General features: G+C 70.8%; 10 protein-coding genes and 1 tRNA gene. 10 read left to right on the forward strand and 1 reads right to left on the reverse strand.

The annotated features are described in order from the left end of the window. Window positions 1-7 precede the first annotated feature (7 nt). The 10 genes from VH571_RS04425 (at window position 8) to VH571_RS04470 (ending at window position 15,858) form a co-directional block, all read left to right on the forward strand. The gene (locus VH571_RS04425) at window positions 8-922 is read left to right on the forward strand and encodes a DMT family transporter (protein ID WP_370275191.1); all 915 of its coding nucleotides are present in this window, start codon (window positions 8-10) and stop codon (window positions 920-922) included. 116 nt (window positions 923-1,038) lie between these two features. Continuing rightward, window positions 1,039-2,340 carry a glycosyltransferase gene (locus tag VH571_RS04430; RefSeq protein ID WP_423263764.1) on the forward strand — a complete coding sequence of 434 codons (1,302 nt, stop codon included), beginning with the start codon at window positions 1,039-1,041 and terminating at the stop codon, window positions 2,338-2,340. Next, window positions 2,331-2,404 (forward strand) — tRNA-Ile (locus VH571_RS04435). Before VH571_RS04430 ends, VH571_RS04435 begins: the two co-directional genes overlap by 10 nt. 228 nt (window positions 2,405-2,632) lie before the next feature. After that, the gene (locus VH571_RS04440; RefSeq protein ID WP_423263507.1) at window positions 2,633-3,502 is read left to right on the forward strand and encodes a hypothetical protein; all 870 of its coding nucleotides are present in this window, start codon (window positions 2,633-2,635) and stop codon (window positions 3,500-3,502) included. After that, window positions 3,492-5,012, forward strand: a complete 1,521-nt coding sequence (locus VH571_RS04445) for a serine/threonine-protein kinase (RefSeq protein ID WP_423263508.1) — start codon at window positions 3,492-3,494, stop codon at window positions 5,010-5,012. Before VH571_RS04440 ends, VH571_RS04445 begins: the two co-directional genes overlap by 11 nt. A 2-nt stretch (window positions 5,013-5,014) precedes the next feature. After that, window positions 5,015-10,774 (forward strand): Ig-like domain-containing protein, encoded by a 5,760-nt coding sequence (locus VH571_RS04450; protein ID WP_423263509.1) that lies wholly within the window; start codon window positions 5,015-5,017, stop codon window positions 10,772-10,774. Window positions 10,775-10,833: 59 nt separating this feature from the next. Beyond that, entirely contained in the window at window positions 10,834-11,826 is a 993-nt protein-coding gene (locus VH571_RS04455; protein ID WP_423263510.1) for an AAA family ATPase, read from the forward strand. Continuing rightward, a complete protein-coding gene (locus VH571_RS04460; protein ID WP_423263511.1) occupies window positions 11,823-13,202 on the forward strand; it encodes a DUF58 domain-containing protein in 1,380 nt (459 codons plus the stop codon). The genes VH571_RS04455 and VH571_RS04460 overlap by 4 nt, the downstream gene beginning before the upstream one ends. After that, window positions 13,199-15,520, forward strand: coding sequence for a transglutaminase-like domain-containing protein (locus VH571_RS04465; RefSeq protein WP_423263512.1), 2,322 nt, complete (start codon window positions 13,199-13,201; stop codon window positions 15,518-15,520). The genes VH571_RS04460 and VH571_RS04465 overlap by 4 nt, the downstream gene beginning before the upstream one ends. Continuing rightward, window positions 15,517-15,858: an FHA domain-containing protein gene (locus tag VH571_RS04470; RefSeq protein WP_423263513.1), complete on the forward strand. Its 342-nt coding sequence runs from the start codon at window positions 15,517-15,519 to the stop codon at window positions 15,856-15,858. The genes VH571_RS04465 and VH571_RS04470 overlap by 4 nt, the downstream gene beginning before the upstream one ends. A 303-nt stretch (window positions 15,859-16,161) precedes the next feature. On the opposite strand, the gene VH571_RS04475 is transcribed toward VH571_RS04470, so the two are convergent. Next, window positions 16,162-20,619, reverse strand: a complete 4,458-nt coding sequence (locus tag VH571_RS04475; protein ID WP_423263514.1) for an FtsK/SpoIIIE domain-containing protein — start codon at window positions 20,617-20,619, stop codon at window positions 16,162-16,164. Window positions 20,620-20,622 lie beyond the last annotated feature (3 nt).

Raw genomic sequence — 20,622 nt, forward strand, 5'->3', positions numbered from 1 at the left:
TGAGAGCGTGCCTCTGCCTCTCGACGTCCTCACCGAGCCGGTGACACTCGACTCTCAGACCGCGATCGGCATCCCGCTCGCTCTGATCGGCGCGATCTTCCTCTCGGTGGGAGCGCAGCTGCAGCACCGGGGTGTGACGAAGGTGGAGCGTGCCTCCGGCGGCGCTTCGAAGGGGCTCAATGTCAGGCAGGTGCTCCGACTCCTCGGCCGGCCATCGTGGGTGCTCGGCACCCTCATGCTCGCGCTCGCCATCGTCTTCCAGCTCACCAGCCTCAGCTTCGCTCCACTCATCGTGGTGCAGCCTCTCGGCGCCGTCGCCCTCGTAGTGACCGCTGTGCTCAACTCGCGGACCACGAGGCAGCGACTCGATCGACAGTCGAAACGCGCGATCCTCTTCTGCGTCGGCGGCGTCGCACTGTTCGTGCTGGTGGCCGCACTGACAGCCACCGAGCCCGTCATCACCCAGGGGCAGCTCATCACCGTGCTGGTGATCCTCGCGATCGTCTTCGCGCTGCTCCTGACCGCGTTCACCCTCTTCCGGCGCAAGATCCGGGCGCTGTTCTACATCATCGCCGCCGGGTTCCTCTACGGATTCGTCGCCACCCTCGCCAAGGTCGTCATCAACCGCGTCGAGTCGCACAACTTCGACATCCTCACCGCCGTCTGCATCCTGTTCCTCCTGGCCGCGGGCGGTCTCGGCGGTTACTTCGTGCAGAACGCCTATGCGTCGGGCCCACCCGACCTCGTGATCGCGGGCCTCACCGTCGTCGACCCCCTGGTCGCGGTCGGCATCGGCATCCTCGTTCTCGGCGAGGCCTCGCAAGCCCCCTGGTGGGCCGGTATCTTCTACGTCGTCGCGGGGGCGATCGCCGTCTACGGCGTGTTTCAGCTGGCGAAATACCATCCGCAGGCCAAGGGCTGAGCTAGCCTGACTGGTGTCGGCCCCGACACGGGGGCCGCAGCACAAGACGCCCGGATCACCGGCCGCCCACTCCGCGGCCGCACCGCCCACGGCAAGGACGCAACCGACAAGTGACGATCGACCATCACGATGAGACGACCGCGAGGTCTTCCGATACCAGGCCGCTTCGGATCCTGATCGCCGGAGACACCTTTCCGCCCGACGTCAACGGCGCGGCAAACTTCACCGAGAGGCTCGCCGTCGGCCTCGCCGAACGGGGTCACGATGTGCACGTGGTCGCGCCCGCGCCGACCCGTCGCCACGGCACGTTCGAAGAGCAGCACGCCGGTGCGACGCTCACCGTGCACCGACTCAACTCGACCCGCTGGCCGCTGCACGACTGGCTCCGCTTCGCGACGCCGTGGATGGTCAAACACAACACCAGGCCGATCGTCGACTCGTTCCGGCCCGACGTGGTGCACATCCAGTCGCACATCATCATCGGCCGCGGGCTGACCACGATCGCGAAAGAGCGCGGCATTCGTGTGATCGCGACCAACCACTTCATGCCCGAGAACCTCATCGAGCACACACCGCCGATGCCCCGCAAGCTACTCGACTGGATCACGCGACGGGCATGGCAAGACGCCGCGAACACGTACCAGCACTGCCAGGCGATCACGACGCCGACGCGCAAGGCCGCCGGATTCCTCGAGGAGGCGACCGACATCACCGGCGTCATTCCGATCTCGTGCGGCATCGACGCCTCGCACTACACGGCGCGGCCCGACCGTCCGTCGACCAACCGGATCGTCTTCGTCGGCCGCGTCACGGGCGAGAAGCACATCGACGTGCTGCTCACCGCGATGACGAAGCTGCCCGCCGCTCTCGGCGCGACCCTCACCATCGTCGGAGGCGGCGACCTCCTCGCGAAGCTGACCCAGATGGCGGCCGACCTCGGCCTCGCCGAACGGGTCACGTTCGCCGGCTACCTTTCCGACGACGAGCTGCGCCGCACCCTCACCGACGCGACCGTCTTCGCGATGCCCTCGACCGCCGAGCTGCAGAGCATCGCGAGCCTCGAGGCGATGGCGTCGGGCCTCCCCATCGTCGTCGCCGACGCCATGGCGCTTCCGCACCTCGTCGACCACGGCTCGAACGGCTATCTGTTCACTCCGGGCGACGCCGACGACCTCGCCGCGAAACTCACCGACGTGCTCACGAAGAGCGACGACGACTACATCGCCATGCGCCGCGCGAGCCTCGCCATGATCGAGCCGCACGACATCAACCGCACGCTCGACACGTTCGAGAAGCTGTATCGTGGGCAACCGGCGACCACCCCGGTCGCCGACACCGCCGCTCCTTCGATCGAGTCCGCGTCCGCGCCAGGTGCCCGGGCCGGAGACGAGATCGAATCCGGCGGTTCGGGGCGGTAGCTCAGCTGGTCAGAGCAGGCGACTCATAATCGCTCGGTCACGGGTTCAAGTCCCGTCCGCCCTACTCGCGAGTGCTGCTCTCCGTCGGCCCGTGCAAATTCGAAGGAAAAGCGCCCGCGCCGCGACGAAGAATTAAGGATCCGACGGGGCCGGGTACCAGGATCTCCTTCAAATTCGGGGCGGGGCCGGGGCAGGGCCGGGGCAGGGCGGGGCGGCAACGGGCATTTGTGCCCCGCGAGAAGTACGACCGGAGTGGGTAGTCTGGTCGAGCAAGAAACGGGGAATCGGGGGAGTGGTGCACGAGGCAGGCTGGGATCTCACGTGGGCTCGCCCGGTGACGCTGGCTCTGGTGCCCGACCACACCGACGAGGCCGCCCTCTCGATTCGCCAGGGCTCCACACGCGTCGTGCAGATCACACTGGGCGCGCGGGTTCGGCTCAGCATCACCACGGGAACCGAAACGCTGGAGGTCGACGGGCGCCACCCGCCGGCCGAGCAGATCCACGGTGTTCTGGCAGTCCACCGCGACGATGTCGAGATCGCCCCCGACGAGTCTGATCTCGACTTCGATTTCGACGAGACGATCCTGACTCTCGGCGAGGAGCAGCCGAACAGCCCTCACGAAACGGCGAAGCCGGCTCTCGAGCCCGACTTCGACGCGACGATCCTGACGCCGAGGGCTGATGACGCCGGGCAGACCGCCAACAGTGGCCGGAGTGCGGGCGCAGCCCCCTCGGATCCTGCGTTCTTCTTCATCGACCTCGCCGACCGCAACGGCCGCGTGCTCCATCGTGTCGACGGGACCACCCTGGTCGGGCGCGCTCCCCGCGACCGCGACGACGCCGGGGCAGCTCTGTTGGCCGTGTCGAGCGTGACCGACCACGTCTCGGCGACGCACCTCTCGCTGACGAGCTCGGGTGCGCATCTCGTCGTGCGCGACCTCTCCTCGACGAACGGAACGACGCTGATTCCCGTCGTCGGCGATCCCTACCGACTTACTCCGCACGAGGCCGTGCCCATCGTCCCCGGCACCCGTCTGGTGCTGACCGCCGACGTCACGATCACGGTTGTCGCCGACCCCGCCGGCTCAGACCCCGACGGCCTGGACCTCGCCAGCCCGAACCCCGCCAGCTCTGACCCGGGAGCCGTCGGTGCCCTCTAGGCTGCCCGAGACCGCACCCGTGCTCCCCGGCTACACCGTCGTCCGGCCGATCGGCACGGGCGGGTTCGCCGACGTGTTCCTCTTCGAGCAAAGCCTGCCCCGTCGCAGCGTCGCCGTGAAGGTGCTGCTGGCCGGAGTGGCCGACACCGATCGTCGGCGGATGTTCCTGGCCGAGGCGACCCTGATGGCGCAGCTCGCCGCCCACCCCGACGTGCTCACCGTCTACGAGGCGAACATCGCCGCCGACGGTCGCCCGTATCTCGTGATGGAGTACTGCCCCGAGTCGTACGGCACGAGGTTTCGCACCGAGCGGCTCGGAGTCACCGAGGTCCTCCAGGTCGCCTTGGCCGTCGGCAGCGTCTTGGAGACCGCTCACCGCGACGGTTTCCTGCACCGCGACGTCAAGCCTTCTAACATCCTGCGTACGAGCTACGGCCGGCCGGTGCTCTCCGACTTCGGTATCGCGGCGGCCCTCGCCACCGACGACGACCAGACCCGCGGACTCTCGGTGCCGTGGTCGGCCCCCGAGGTGCTTCGGGGCACGACCGGCGGCACCGTTCTGAGCGAGGTCTACGCGTTCGCGGCGACGATCCACGGGCTCCTGGCTGGTCGGTCGCCGTTCGAGGCGGTCGGCGGCGACAACTCGATGGAGGCGATCCAGCGGCGGATCGTCGGGAGAAACGCAGCCCCCACGACCGGCCGTGCCGACGTTCCGGCGCGGCTCGAACAGGCACTCGCCGGCGCCCTGTCGAAAGACCCCGCACGACGCCCCGCACGCATCGTCGACCTGCTGCGCGAGTTCCAGCTGGTCGAGGCCGAGCTCGGCGCGAGGCCCTCTCCGCTCCTGCTGCCCACCGAGAGTGTGCTCGACTCGTCGTCGCTCGATCTCCAGGCCGACATTCCGGCCCTGTCGTCTCGCGCAGCGGCGTCCGGCACCCCGCGCCGTCCGAGGTCGGCGTCGAGGCGGACGGACCAAGGATCCGACCCGGCCGACACGGGCTCTCGCTCCCGCTCGCGAGTGGGTCGTGCCCTCGCGAGTCGGCCACCCGCGGCAGTCGCTCCCGTGACCGCGGCACCGGTGTCAGCACCTGACCGGACGGTGGTGCGTTCCGCCGACGACGACTCCGCTCTGACTGGACGGTCTCGGGTCTCTCTGCCCGTTCGTGTCGTGGCGATCTCGGTGGCGGCCCTGGTCGTGCTGGCCGGTATCGGCATTCCGCTCGAGCTCCACGCGAGGGGCGGGGCCGATGTGCCCCGCGTCGGCACGGTCGCTGCCGACACCACGACCACCGGTTTCCGCTTCTCCTGGGACGACCCCGGCCTCTCGACTGGCGACGCCTATCGCGTCCGCCTCGACGGACGCGCGGGCTCGCGCTCGACGACGCAGACCGGGACGTCGTTCGAGCTGGAGCGCTCCGCGACGACCAGTGCTCGCACCTGCGTCACGGTGACGGTGGTGCGCGACGGCCGAATCGGCCCGGCGAGTGACCCGACCTGTGTGGGCGGCTGAGAGTGCCCAGCGCCTTCACCCGAGCCGCGAGTCGCGTCACGTCGCGGTTCACCCGCCTCAGCCCTCGCCGCCGCACCGCCATCGGCACGGTCGCCGGCGTCGTCGTGGTCGCGACGGTCGTGGCGGCCGCGATCGTCTCTCCGGGCTACGAGCGCCAAGACCATCACCTCGACGACGGTTCGGTGTGGGTGGCGAACGGCAGCGACCGACTCCTCGGCACGGCCAACACCGAGATTGGCGCCCTCACGGCGACCGTCGCGACCGACGGCTCCGACATGGAGCTCCTGCAAGACGACACTCACGTCGTCGTCCATGACACCGGTGCCAACACGCTCCAGCTCGTGGATCCCGCCCAGGGCACGGTGACCGACACTGTGCCGTTGCCCGAGGGCACTCCGCGCGTGGTCGGGTCCGGCAGGTGGGCGGCGATCTACCGGGCCTCGACGGGCGACGCCTGGGCCTCGACGCTCGGCGACCTGTCGAAATTCGAGGCGACGAGTGCGCCCACGTTCAGTCTCGGATCCTCGGCGACCCTCGCGGTCGACGCCGACGGCGGCTACGCCGGCTACAGCGCCAAGACCGGCACCCTCGTCACCGGATCGCTCGACCCGACGAGCGGCCGCGCCGCATCGTCACGGGCTGTGCGCTTTCCGGGGGCGGCGCCGAGCGTGCAGGTGACCCTGGTCTCGGGTCGCCCGGTGCTCTTCGACGCCGTGTCGGGGCGGCTGTGGGTCGACGGCGGGTTCGTCGATCTGACGAGCGGCCAGGCGACGGGCACGACCGGCGCGGCCGGGGCCACGGGGATCAGCGACCCGGGGTCGGCCCGACTGCAGCAGCCCTCGACGACGGGCAGCCGGATCCTTCTCTCCGATTCGACACGTCTGCTCGCCGTCGACCCGGGCGACCGCCGCGTCTTGGTGGTCGGCACGGGTGGTCGGGGCACTCCCGCCGCGCCGGTCCGCCTCGACGGCTGCGACTACGCGGCCTGGTCGGGCGGCATCGCCCTTCGCCAGTGTGGCGACGGATCGACGCCGACCACCGAGACGCTCGACCGGGCAACGAGCGCTGCCCCGCTGGCGCTGCTGGTGCGCGGGCACCACCTCGTCGCCAACGATGCCCTGTCGGGGCGCAGCTGGGCGCTCCAGCACGGCGGTCAGCTGATCGACAACTGGAGCGACTTCGTCGACGAGACAAAACGGAAGACGACGACCGAGTCCCGCGAAGACGTGCCACCGAAGCTCGACCCCGCCCAGAAGGCCCCCGTCGCCCGGGCGGACTCGTTCGGCGTGCGAGCGGGGCGCGCCAACACGCTCCCGGTGCTCCTCAACGACAGCGATGCGAACGGCAATGCCCTGGTCGTCACCCGCGCGACTGCCCTGCCGACCGACTTCGGCCGGGTCGACATCGTCGAGGACGCGCAGAAGATCCTCGTCACGACACGCGACGACGCACGGGGCAGCCAGAGCTTCCGTTACACGATCAGCGACGGATACGGGCACGAGGCGTCGGCACGGGTCACCGTGGAGGTTCACGGCGACTCGGTCAACGGCGCCCCAAAGCAGGTCCGCGCCACTCGCACCTCGGTCGCCGCCGGTGGTACCACCCGCACGAGCGTGCTGGCCGACTGGGTCGATCCCGATTCCGACCCGATCTTCTTGCGGTCGGCGAGCACGGCCAGCCCCGACTCGGTCGACTTCTCGCAGGACGGCCTGGTCACGTTCACCGACTCCGGCTTGGCGGCCAAGGCCAAGGGGTCTCTGAAGTCGGTCGCCCTCTCGGTCTCCGACGGGACAGACCAGGGCGCAGGATCCGAGACGGTCACCGTGGGCGCCCGAGGCAGCGTTCCGATCATCGCCGAGTCGTTCTCGCTGACCGGGTACACCGGCGAGCAGCAGTCGGTGGCCCCGCTCGGAAACGCGCGCGGCGGCACGGGGACGCTGCGGCTCGACGGCGTCACCGCGGCCAAGGGCGACGAGTCGATGACGCTCGAGCCGGACTTCGCCGACGGTACCTTCACCCTCTCGGCCTCTCGAGCCGGAACCCATCATCTCCGCTACTCGGTGACCGACGGAACGAAGACGGCCAGTGGCTCGATCCGCGTCGACGTCATCGATCCGCCGAGTGCGAACCTGCCTCCGATCACCGTGCCCACCACGGCATTCCTCTACCTGCAAGACACAAAGACGGTCGATCCGCTGGCGACCGACAGCGATCCGGCCGGCGGAGTGCTGTCGCTCGTGTCGGTCTCGGGCATTCCTGCCCGATCGGGCGTGACGGTCGGCATCGTGCAGAAGGGCACGCTGCGCGTGACCCTCACCCGCTCGCTCGACGGGCCGGTCACCTTCGATTACACGGTCACCAACGGCAAAGCCGAGGCGACAGGAACGGTCACCGTCGTCGAGACGCCGGAGCCCGATCGCCTGCAACCCCCGCAGGCCGTCGACGACGCGAGCGTCGTGCGGGTCGGACAGGTCGTCGACATTCCCGTGCTCGCGAACGACCGGCAGCCGAACGACAAGCCGCTCCAGCTCGCGCCGACTCTCGAGCAGCCCGTCGCCTCGAACGGCGGCCTGCTGTTCGCGGCTCAGGATCGCCTGCGCTACCTGGCTCCGGCGAAGCCCGGCCGATTCACCGCGAAATACCGCATCACGCAGTCCGACGGCCAGTACGCGACCGCCTCGGTGTCGCTCACCGTGAAAGCGCGAGACGACGCCGACAACCGGGCTCCCGCCCCGCAGACGGTCACCGCTCGGGTCACCGCCGGGGGAGCGGTCACGATTCCGATCCCGCTCTCCGGAATCGACCCGGAGGGCGATGCCGTCAGCCTCGTCGGGCAGGCCTCTGCACCGAAGCTCGGTGCCGTGGCCTCGGTCGGCACCGACTCCATCACCTATCGGGCCTCCTCCTATGCCTCGGGAACCGACACCTTCGAGTACTCGGTCGTCGACGCGGTCGGCGCCGTGGGCACCGGGACGATTCGCGTCGGGGTCACTCCGTCGTCGGGGGTCGTCGCACCGCCGATCGCTCAAGACGACCTCGTGCGCACTCGGCCCGGAACCAAGCTCTCAGTGCACGTGCTCGACAACGACAGCGCTCCGTCGGGTGGCGACGTCGAGGTGACGGGCGTGGAGGCGACGAGCTCCGCCGTACGGCCGAGCTTCACCGCGAACTCGGTGGCACTGACCGCACCCGAGAAGGCGGGCAGCTACGGCGTCCTCTACTCGACCCGCGATTCGCGCGGTGGCTCGGCCTCGGCGTGGCTCTACCTCGACGTGTCGAAGTCGGCGCCGCTCGCAGGCCCGGTGGCGCGAGACATCGTGCTGAAGTCGAGCGACATCGCCGGCCGATCGAGCGTCGATGTGCGTCCCTTTCGCTCCGTGACGTTCTCGGAGGGCTCGTCGGCCGACCTCGACCTGTCGCTCCTGCGGGGGTATTCGTCAGGGGCCTCGGTCACGGGCGGCGTGGTCACGATCGCCGTGGCGAAGTCGAGCCGAATCGTGCCGTTCCGGGTTTCGCGCAAAGACTCGGCGGCGACGTCGTCGATCGCCTTCGTCTGGGTGCCCGGCACCGACGACGGTCGGCCCGAGCTCCGGCCCGATGCGCCCGCACTCACCGTCGTCAGCGGGTCGACTCTGACGATCCGACTCGCCGACCAACTGCAGGGGGTCTCCGGCCGTGCCGTCCGGATCACCGGGTCGTCGAGCGTGTCGGCGACCTACTCCAACGGTTCCAGCCTCGTCGTCGACGACCGGACCCTCCGCTTCACCTCGCGGACCGGCTACTTCGGGCCCGCCTCCATCACCCTGACTGCGACCGACGCCCCGGCCGGGCGGGCGGCCTCGTTCTTCGACCAGGCGACGCTCACGATCCCGATCACGGTGACCCCGAAGACCGACGAACCGCCCGTGGTCAACGGAGCGGACCTGCCGCTCGAGGCCGGCGCCTCGACGACCGTCGACCTCCAGGCCCTCACCGACTACCCGTATCCCGACCGCTACGGTGAGCTCCGCTACTCGGCCGTCTCGGGGACTCCCGGCGCGGTCACGGCCAGCGTGTCGGGGGCGAAGCTGTCGCTCCGGGCCGTCGACGGCGGCACCGTCGGCACCACTGCCCGCGTCGTTGTGTCGGTGCGCGACTCGAAGGGCGCGGGCAAGTCGGGCGTCGTCACGGTCTCGATCGTCCGCTCGACCAGGCCGATCGTCGAACCGATCCCCGACAGCGTCACGCTCCGCCGCGGATCCTCGACCAGCGTCTCCGTCCTCGCCAACGACCAGGCCACCAACCCGTTCCCGGGGCACCCCCTCCGCGTCGTGTCGGTCGGCCGGGGTGCGCGCCTTCCCGCGGGAGTCACCGTCAGCCCGAGCGCCGACCGCAGTGTCGTCGCCCTCCGCGTCGCCAAGACGGCCAAGACCGGAACGGTCACGGTGCCGTACGAGGTCGCCGACGTGACCAACGATCCGTCCCGCTACGCCTCCAGCACCATCTCGCTGACCATCCAGGATGTTCCCGACGCCCCCGCACAGGCCCCCGCGATCGCGGCGAAAGACACCGACAAAGCGCAGGTGACCCTGAGGATCCCGCACGCGTTCCCCAACTACTCGCCCGTGCGCGCGTACACCGTGACCTCCACCGACAAGTCCGTCACGGCCCGTTGCGCCAACCCGGACGCGTGCGTCGTCCGTGGTCTCGCCTACGGCACACCGTTCGCGTTCACGGCCACCGCCGACAACGCTCTCGGCACGAGCAAGCCGAGCCCGGCGAGCGACACCGTTGTGATCGACGGCACCCCCGGGGCACCCCGCGACGTCTCTTTGACCGCGACCGCGGCCGACGCCGGCGGCCACTCGATGCTGGCCCGCTGGAGCGCCCCGCAGGCGACGAAGGGCACGCCGGTGCAGTCCTACTCGCTGGTCTTCTCGGGGCCGGGTGTCTCGCTGTCGAAGAAGCTGCCGGCGACCGCCACGAGCCTGGCCGTCTCGGATCCTCGTATCCAGCCCGGCAGCGAATACGCCATCTCGATCACCGCGTCGAACAAGACGAACACGTCTCAGCCCGCCTCGGCGCGCTCGAACTCGGTCGGGCCGCCCACCGACGTCGCGGTCAGCAGCGCCACCCTGTACGACGGTGGAATTCGCGTGCGTGTCGACTGGACGCCCGGCAGCGCGAACGGCGGCCAGGCGCTCGTCTACTCGGTGACCCCGGTCACCGGCGACACTCCCGACTCCTGCCGCCCCGAGTCGATGCCGGGCACGAACGTCGGCTCGGCCACCTCGTGGACGGATCAGGATCCGGGCTTCGGCCGCTCTCGCTACGCCGTCTACGCCTCGAACGGCCTGTTCTGCGCGCGGTTCACCTCCGGGGTGGCCGACACGAACCTGCCCGCTGCGCCCTCCGGCGAGGCGACGCTCGAGAAGCAGACGCCGGGCGGCGCCGAGGTGGCCACCGACATCCGCGTGGGACGGCTGAGAGACTCCAGCAGCCGGGTCGACCACTACGAGTACAGCCTGGTCACGGCCGGTCAGCCCTCCGGCAACTGGCAGCGCATCGATCAGGACGGCGGCTTCATCACCGGCGTCGGCACACCCAACGGCAACCCGTACGGGCAGACCTTCGACGTGTTCGCGAGGGCCTGCCGGTTCCAGGGCTCCGACACCTGTGGCCCTGAGACGAAGATCGGCCAGAATCTCACGCCGGTTGCAGCCGTCACCCCGCCGCCCACGACTCCGCCCGCGACCCCACCGCCCACCGCTCCGGCGCCCTGAGCCGTGCCGCACTCCGAGAACCGCCGAACGCCGATGACCACCACCAGAAACGAGAACCGATGACTCCCGAACAGCCCGACGAGACGATGACTCTCGAACAGGCCGCCTGGTTCAAGGAGGTCTTCGACCGCCTCGTCGAGAACGTCGAGCAGGTCGTGCTCGGCAAACCGCACGTCGTGCGCCTGGCGTTCACGACCCTGGTCAGCGAGGGGCACCTGCTGCTCGAGGACTTCCCGGGCACCGGCAAGACGTCGCTCGCTCGGGCCATCGCCCAGACGGTGGGCGGCTCCAGCTCACGAATCCAGTTCACCCCCGACCTGCTGCCGGGCGATGTGACCGGCATGAGCATGTACGACCAGAAGAACGGCGTGTTCGAATTCCACACCGGGCCGGTGTTCGCCAACATCCTGCTCGCCGACGAGATCAACCGCGCCTCGCCCAAGACGCAGTCGGCACTCCTCGAAGTGATGGAGGAGTCGCGGGTGACGGTCGACGGCGTGACGCACTCGGTGCCGAACCCGTTCATGGTGATCGCCACGCAGAATCCGATCGAGCAGGCCGGCACCTACCGTCTGCCCGAAGCGCAGCTCGACCGCTTTCTGCTGAAGACGAGCCTCGGCTACCCGGATGCGATCTCGACCCGGCGGATCCTCGAGGGAGCGCGGGTCAAGTCGCATCACCGGGTGATCGAGCCGGTGATCGGCGTGGCCGACATGCTGGGGCTGATCGACGCGGCGAAGCTCGTGGTCACCGACGCCGCGATCCTCGACTACGTGTCGCGACTGGTCGACGCCACCCGGCTCGCCGACGAGGTTCGGCTCGGCTCGAGCGTGCGGGGAGCCCTCGCGCTCGTCCGGGCGGCGATGACCTGGGCCGCGAGCCAGGGGCGCACCTACGTCTTACCCGACGACGTCAAAGCACTCGCGGAACCCGTGCTCGCCCACCGGCTGGTGCTCGACCCCGAGGCCGAATTCGACGGGGTGACTGGCACGAGCATCGTCGGCCAGATCCTGCTCGATGTCGCGCCGCCGACGAGACGGCTGCCCGTGTGACCCCGACCTCCGACACGAACACTCGCACCGGCCACACGACTCGCACGGGGCACACCGCGGCGACGAGTGCGACGGGCACTGCGGCGACGTCGCGGGGCTCGGATCGTCGGCCCGCGCGTCGCCTCGCGCGCCGTCTGCGTCGACTCCGCCGGTTTCGCCGTCGAATGGCCGTGCGCGTCTTCTCTCTCGCGCGACTCGTCGGCAGCGTCATCACGCCGTTCGGCTGGGCCGCGCTCGCGGCGACCGTCGTAGCCCTGGCCGTCGGATACGGCCTCGGCTGGTTGGAATTCGCCGCCGCGGGGCTGGCACTCGCGTTCCTGCTCGTTCTGTCGGCGCTGTTCCTGATCGGGCGCACCCGCTTCACCGTCGAGCTCGAGGTGCCCGTCGTGCGCACCGTGGTCGGGTCGCCCGTGACGGGGCGCGTCGTGCTGGGCTCCGAAGGGCGGCGTCCGCTCTGGGGTGCTCGCCTCGAGGTGCAGATCGGCGAGTCAGCGGTGCCGGTCCAGTTCGGCGCCGGGGCCTCGTCGACAACGGAGTTCAGGATCCCGGCCGACGCCCGCGGGGTCGTCCGCGTGGGGCCGGTCCGCACCGTTCGCGGTGATCCACTCGGCCTCTTCCGTCGCGACGCCCTCTGGACCGACACGGTCGACGTCTTCATCCACCCGGCGACCGTGGCGGTGCCGCCGACGAGCAACGGCTTCATCCGCGACCTCGAGGGCGCGTCGACGCGCGATCTCACCACCGATGACATCTCGTTCCATGCCCTGCGCGAGTACCGACCGGGTGACGACCGCCGGCACATCCACTGGAAGAGCACGGCGCGCACGGGCCAGCTGACGGTCCGCCAGTTCGAAGAGACGCGCCGAAGCCACGTCGTCATCGCCTTCGGCCTGGCCGAGACCGACTTCCGCGGCCCGGACGAGTTCGAGCTCGGCATCGGCGCCGCGGCCTCGATCGCCGTTCGTGCTCTGCGCGACGGGCGCGACGTGACCGTGGCGACGAGCCCCCCGGCCTCGGGCGACGACGTCGACGGCGTTCGCGAGCCGAGACTCGTGAGCACGCGTGGCCGGCAGCGGCTTCTCGACGAGCTGAGCACTCTCGACCAGGGCTCGTCGAGCGTCGGCCTCGGCCTCGTCTCCCGCCTCGCCGCCGATCGCGTCTCGGGTGCCTCCCTCGTCTTCCTGGTCTGCGGATCGACGCCGACCCTGCGCGACCTCCAGTCGTGGTCGCTGCGGTTCCCGCTCGGCGTCGAGGTGGTCGCGCTGGTGTGCTCGCCCGAGCAGAAGCCCGGGTTGCAGCGGTTCGGCGAGCTCGGCGTCGTGACGCTCGGGTATCTCGACGATCTCCGCGGATCCTTCGCCGGGGGCGTCTCGTGAGCGGGCGTCGTGTGGTGAGCGGGCGCCGTGTCGGGGCCGGGCACGCTGTTCTGACCGCGCGCCGCCTAGTCCACTCGGGGTTCGCCCTTCTGCTCCTCGCGGTCGCGACAGTGCCCCTCGCGACGGTCTACCAGGATCCAGCACTCGTCACCCTCGCCATCACCGCCGGCGTCGTCGGATCGCTCCTCGCCGGGATCGCCGCCGTGCGCGCCTGGCCCGCGCTCCTCGTCGTGGTCGCGACCCCCGTCGCCTACCTCCTCGTCGGGGTCCCGCTCGCCGTGCCGTCTCAGGCAGCCTTCGGCGTGCTGCCGACCGGCGGCGGTCTCCGCGCGCTCGTGATCGGCACCGTCACCTCCTGGAAGCGCATGCTCTCGGTCGACCTGCCTCTCGGCCGCTACGAGGCCCTGCTGGTGCCCGCGCTGATCGTGCTGCTCGCCGCGGTCGTGGTGGCGGTGTCGCTCACGCTTCGCTCGCGACGGCCGGGCCTCGCCGTCGTGCCCGCCGTCGCCGTCCTGGCGGCCGGAATCGCCCTCGGTGGCACCACGACGACCCTGCCGCTCGCCGTCGGCGGGGCGTTCGTGGTCGTCGCGCTCGCCTGGGGTGTGTGGTCGGGCCTCGGAGCCGGTGCCCTGTCGATGACACGGGTGATCGCTGCCGCCCTCCTCGTCGCCGTCGCCGTCGGGGGAGGAACGGCCATTGCGACGACCAGGCCGCCGTCGTCCGACCGGGCCGTCCTTCGCGACGTGGTGGCCCCGCCGTTCGACCCCGATCACTACGTCAGCCCCCTCGTCGGCTACCGGACGAGCGTTCTGCCGCCGAACGCCGGCGAACCGATGCTCCGGGTCACCGGCCTGCCGGACGGCGCCCTTCTGCGCGTCGCCACGCTCGACTCGTACGACGGATTGGCCTTCACCGTCGGAGACGGTCGCGACACGGCGTCGTCGGGCACCTTCGCCCGGGTTCCGTCCGCCGTCGACCACGGCACGGCCGACGGCGAGCGGGTCTCCCTGGGCGTGAGCGTCGAAGGCTACCGCGGGGTCTGGCTGCCGACCGCCGGCGACGTCTCGCGGGTCCGATTCGACGCGAACGCCCCCGACACCGACTACTACCTCAACGCCACCACGAGCACAGCGGCTCTGCCCGGGGAAGCCGTCTCAGGGGAGCGGTACACGGTCGACACGGCGATCGCTGGCGCGATATCGCTCGACCGGCTCGCCGAGCTGCGACCCGGCAGTGCGACACAACCCGTGTCGTCGGCGCTTCCCGCTGCACTGGCCGCGACCGTCAAGGCCCACTCCGACGGCGCGACGACCCCCGGCGGTCGTCTCGCCGCCCTGACCCGCTGGCTCCGCTCCGGGTACGTGAGCGACTCGGGCGACGGCGAGCCCTTCAGCGCCGCCGGGCATTCCGCGGGCAGGATCCAGAAGCTCCTCACCTCGTCGCCCGTCCTCGGCGACGCCGAGCAGTACGCGCCCGCTCTTGCCCTCCTCGCACGCCAGGTCGGATTTCCGTCCCGCGTGGTCGTCGGCTACGCGAAGTCGGGCTCCGACGACGACACGAGCACGGCGGGCGCCGCCGGCAGCACGACGTTCACGGGGGCCGATCTCACAGCGCGGGTGGAGGTCGAGACGTCGGGCGGATCCTGGGTGTCGATCGATCCGAACCCCGAGAAGGGCCCGGTTCCGCCCACCGAGACGACTCCGTCGGAGTCGGTCGCCCGGCCGCAGACGGTTCTGCCGCCGCCACCGCCCGAGAAGAACGACGCCGCGGTCTCGCAGAACCGCGATGGGCAGAAGGCCAGCCGCGAGCCGGCGGCGGCTGGCTGGCTCGAGGTACTCGCGGCGGTGGCGCGCGTCGGCCTGCCGATCGTGCTGGTGCTCGGGATTGTGACCGCGCCGCTCTGGGCGATCGCCCTCGCGCGACTGCTTCGTCGACGCCGACGTCGTGCGGCGGATGCCCGAGAGGTCGCGGCGTCCGGCGCCTGGGATGAAGTGCGCGACACCATCGACGACGCCGGCTTCGACGTCGACGCGTCGGCGACGCGCACCGAGATCGCCGCTCTCGTCGGCACGCCCGAGGTGCAGCGGCTGGCAGCGGAGACCGAGCGCAGCGTGTTCTCGACGCAGGTGCTCGATTCGGCCGACGTCGATCGCCTGTGGCGCGAGGCGGACGCCGCCAAGCTCAGTGTCATCGCGCTGGCTCCGACGCGCTGGCAGCGCCTCCGGTTCCGTCTCACCGCGCGGTCGCTGTGGGCTTCGGCCCGACGTCTCTTGGACGATCTCCGAACGCGACGTTCTCGCACCAGAATGGGACGGTGATTCCTCTGCTCCTCACCTTCAGCGACGGTCAGACTCTCGAGGCCTCCGGCTCGGTCGTGGTCGGTCGCAATCCGCATCTGCACCAGCTGGCGTCCGAGCTCGACGAGGGCCCCGTCGACCTCGTCACCCTGGTCGACCCGCTGAAGTCGGTGTCGCGGGTGCACCTCGCTTTCGGCACCTTCGACGGCGTGCCCTGGGTGCTCGACGCCGATTCGGGCAACGGCACGCGCCTGATCTACCCCGATGGCAGCGCCTTCGCTCTCGACTCCGGTGTGCGCTACGAGCTCGACCCCGGGTCGCGGGTCGAATTCGGGCCGTTCAGCGCGCTGGTCGGCTAGCGCTGGTCGTCTATCGCTGGTCGCTGACGCTGCTGCGTCAAGTCGGGCCGGTTTGCCCTGCTGCTTACTCACACCCTCGCCACCGGCGTTCGAGGTGGTCCTAGGCGGAGTTCTCCGGCCATCCGCAAGTGTTTGTGCCAAGCCTGCCAGGACGTGACCTCTCTCCAGAGACGTTTTGCGCCGCGTCAAATTTGATCGCGCGCAAAACGTCTCTACGAAGGTGCCCACTCCGGAGAGACACGAGCGGATCACGCGAAACGGCCGCTCACGTCGACCGAGGGCCGCGCCGCACAAAGCGCCCGTTTACGGCAGCGGCAGAGGCAGAGGCACCTGCACCTCGACGTACCCACCCTCCCAGAACAGTGCACCGCGCCCGGGAGCCGCCTGCCCCTGCAACGACCGGGGCAACGGCGCACCGAACGTCTGGGTGCCGTGCATCGCCGTCGAGGCGGACAGCAGGATCCCACGGCGTGCTTTCTTGGCCTCGGGGAACGGTCCGCGAAACAGTCCGCCTGCCTCGTCGACGTGCGCCGACACCAGGAACGCGAAGCGGGCCCGGGCGTCGAGCACCTCCCGCTCGAGTGCGGTGTCTTTGAGGGTCTCGACGTCGTCGATGAGGAGGGCGACGACCGCACCGACGCCCTCGAGCAAAGACGTCGCGGGCGCGACGACCTCGTCGAAGGCGGCCCCGGCGAGGTCGGCGTCGGTGATCAGCGGGATGCCGAGTGACCGGGCCGTGTCGCGCAGGGGTGATTCGCGCAGAGCGACCGCGACGACCGGGAGTCCTGCCGCGGCGAGTTGCGTCGCGACGAGCGCGAGGGTCGTCGAACGCCCGGTGCGGCGGTCGCCGACGACGATCAGCCCGCGGTTCTCCAGTACGTCGACGGCGTAGCGCGACAGCTCGTCGCCCCCGACGCCGAGCACGACGGCCGAGCGGGGCACGCCCCCGGATCCGAGGCCGGAGCCGGGACCGTCCGCCTTGAGGGGGAGCCCACCCGCGGCCTCGAGGCCGATCTCGGCGGGGAGGACGTCGACGCGGAACGGGCGGATCTGGGCACCAGTGTCGGCGGCGGTGTCGCCGGATCCTGCGCTTTCCCCTGTCGCGGACGCGTCCGACGCGACCGACGCCACGACCGCCGCGACGACCGCGCGCAGCGCAGCGCTCTGCGCCTCGCCCGACGGCCCGCCGGGCAGCAGAGCGAACTGGGCTTCTCGCAGCGGCGTGCCGAAGTAGGTGCGCCCGGGCAGGATCTCAGCGGGCAGGCCGCGGACGGGGATGCCGGCGGTGCGGTAGTCCTCGCGGTCGGTCATCGGCAGGAGGTACTTCGTGTCGATGAATGCCGAGACCTTGTCGTTGATGAGCGCTCTGTCGCCGGCGATCACGAGGCGCACGCCGACCGCGGGGCCTTCGCGAAGCAGCCGCACGATCTCGTCGCGGAACGAGACCATGGCGTCGGCCCCGAGGTCGCTCGTCAGCCGCTCCCACCCGTCGATGACGACCACGGCGTAGGGCAGACGCTCCTGGCGGGGCACGGCCGCCCGCTGCTCGCGCACGTCGCCGAACGACCCGCGCGAGAGCAGGTTCTGGCGGCGTCCGATCTCGTCGCCGAGACGGCGGATGAAGCGTGGCAGTCGGCCCGACTCGAGAGGCGTGACGACGGCGCCGGTGTGCGGGAGGTCGCGGATCGGTCCGAGCCCGCCGTTGCCGAAGTCGATGGCGTAGAGGTGCAGGTCGTCGGGGGAGTTGTGCTCGGCGAGCTGCGCGACGAGAGACCGGAGCGCCGAGGTGCGGCCCGACCGGGCGCCACCGACGAATTCGAGGTGCGAGTTGTCGGCGGGGTTCCAGGTCAGCGGACGCTGCGTCTGCTCCGACGGAACGTCTTCGAGACCGAGGATCACGGATCCGGCGGCCACCAGCGAGCGGTCGAGGGCAGGATGCGCGAGGTCGAGCGCAGTCGGCAGAGGGTCGAGCCACGGCGAGGGGTTCTTGGCCACGCCGAGCGCCTCCGTGGCCGACGAGATCACGTCGACGAGCGCGCGCAGATCGGTGTCGTCGTGATCGATCGGGCCGACGTGAGACGCCCGCTTCGGGAACACCACGGGAAGGCCCACGTCGCGCCACGCGCGGGTGACCACCCGCGGCGCATCGGCGGAGGAGGCCTGCACTCCCGGGCGGCGTCCGGCGACACGCGCCGTCTGGAATCTGGCCGGAGCGGCCCCCGCCCCGCGGCGGGCATAACCGCGCCCGGGCGTCGACGTCGAGATGGACGCGGCCTCGGGCGATCCGAGCACATCGGTCGAGTCGCCGCGGTCGGTGACGCGCAGAGCCACCCGGAGGTTGGTGTTCGACTGCATCTCGGGCGTGATCGCCCCGGCCGGGCGCTGCGTGGCGAGGATGAGGTGCACCCCGAGCGACCGACCGACCCGGGCGATGCGGACGAGACCGTTGACGAAGTCGGGCAGCTCGGTCTTGAGCTCGGCGAACTCGTCGATGACCAGGACGAGACGGGCGAGGCCACGGGCGGCCGCGGCAGCCGGATCCTTGTCCCAGGCCGCATCGGCGTCTTTGGCGCCGAGGTCTTTCAGCACTCGCTCCCGGCGCTTGAGTTCGGCGTCGAGCGACTCGAGCGCGCGCTCCGTCTCGCGGCCGTCGAGGTTCGTGACCAGACCGACGGTGTGCGGCAGTCGCTCGCAGTCGGCGAAGGCCGAGCCGCCCTTGTAGTCGACGAGCACGAAGTTGAGCGCGTCGGGGCGATTGACGAGAGCCAGCGAGACGACGAGGGTCTGCAAGAACTCCGACTTGCCCGCGCCGGTCGTTCCGGCGACGAGGCCGTGGGGGCCGTCGCTCGCGAGATCGATCGCGAACTCACCGTCGGCCGAGGCACCTACGACGGCCCGCGTCTCGCGCGGTGCGTACGACCAGCGGGAGACGATCGGCTGGGGGTCGTCGAGGTCGATGCCGCGGAGTTCGGCGAAGCGGACGGACGCGGGCAGCAGGTTGTCGTCGCCGACTCCGCCGACGTGGACGATGGGCGCCAGGGCTCTAGCGATCCGGTCGGCGCGCTGGGCTGTCGTGCTGTCGAGCAGGACGCGCGCGTGAGGTGCGGTCGCCGACTCGATGCGACCGAGTGTCGGGGCCGCCGGATCGACGAGGATCTCGGTCACCGCCTCTTGCGGCAGCCGCGACCGGTCGTCTTCGATCGCTACGACGTGCACGCCGAGGGCCGGCCCCTGCTCCAGCAGGGTGACCATGCCGGGCAGGGTGCGGAGCGTCCGCGCCTGATCGATCACCACGACGACATCGGTGTCGAACCGCACGTCCGAGCGCGAGCCACGGGCCGCGCGGCGCCCCTCGATCAGAGAGCCGAGCTCGCGGAGCCGGGCCAGCCGCGTGTCGGACGTGTTGCCGATCAGGGCGAGCGCACCGTCGGCCGCCTCGACGTGCGGAAGCCACCGGGTGAAGGCCCAGTCAGCCTCCGACGCCTGATCGCACAGCAGGATCACGCCGAGGTCACGGGGAGACCTCGTCACCGCGAGGTTCACGACGAGGGTGCGGGCGATGCTCAGAGCGACAGCCCGAGGGCCGGCGATACCGACGACGCCTCGGGCGAGGTCGACCGAGACGGGCACGGGAGAGACACCGGCCCGGAACGGCTCGGACGAGGATCGAGTGCCCGCGCCCTGATAGTCGGCCTCCAGCGGCAGCTCCGCGACCCCGATTCGCGCCGTGAGCGCGTCAGGCTCGCCCTGCCGGCGTTCCCAGAGCCGGTCGGTCGGCGTGGTCGCGATGTCGTCCACCGCCACCGGATCGAGCGCGTCGGCCCAGCCGCGAGCTCGCTGTTCCTCCGCTGCCGCCTCGATCGCCGCGCGGGCCGCCACCACCTCGGAGCGCCACTTGTCGATCGTCCGCTTGCCCGTGCGGCGCGCGGTGCGCCGGCTCGTCACGTTGTTGCCGATCACCATGATCGGCGAGGCCGCCGCCATCACGAGCATCACCGGGGTGCGGAAGGCGAACGCCATGACGACTCCGATCACGACCGGCAGCATCGCCGCGAGCCACGGCACCGGCGACTTCTCGGCCGCCGTGGGCTTGTCGCCCGGCAGCGTCACGACGGGCGTCGTCGGCGCGGGATGGATTCGCGAGGCCCGGTTGTAGGCGAGGCGCCCCAGAGTGTCGGGGGAGACGTCGGCGTTCCGCGCGGGTTGACGGCCGATCCGGAGCACGCTCGACCCGAGCTGCACGAGGTCGTCGCCCGTGACGGTCGTCGGAGCGTCGATGCGCCGGCCGTTCACCGTGACCACGGCATCGTCGCCCAACGGCTCCACGATCATCGACACGGGAGCGGCCTGCCCCCACCCGGTTGCGGCCGGGGTCGCATTCTCGCGTGCCGCCGTGAGTGTCGCGTGCTGAGCCAGCAGAGCGGGGTCGAGAATCTGCACGAGCTGGTCGGCACCGCTGCCGAGTGTCGCGACCGATCCCGCCGGAAGCCCGACGACCTTACCGGAGAACGGCCCGCCGACGACCTCGAGCCGCACCGCGCCGACAGGCAGCAGCAGCACAGGCTCAGCGCTCGGAATGGTCGCTCCGACGAGCAGGCCGACCTCGGTGGCCGGCACGGCAGGATCCTGCCCCGGAGCCACCGACGCGACCGGCACCCCGAGCGCCTCGGCGATCTCGCCCACCGACACGGTCGGCTCTGCGTCGACGACGAGATCCGAGGATCCGAGGGGGTCACCCGGTGAAGAGAAGGTCAAGCGCACGGG

The sequence above is a fragment of the Frondihabitans sp. 4ASC-45 genome (genome assembly GCF_049472575.1).
Classification (GTDB): domain Bacteria; phylum Actinomycetota; class Actinomycetes; order Actinomycetales; family Microbacteriaceae; genus Frondihabitans.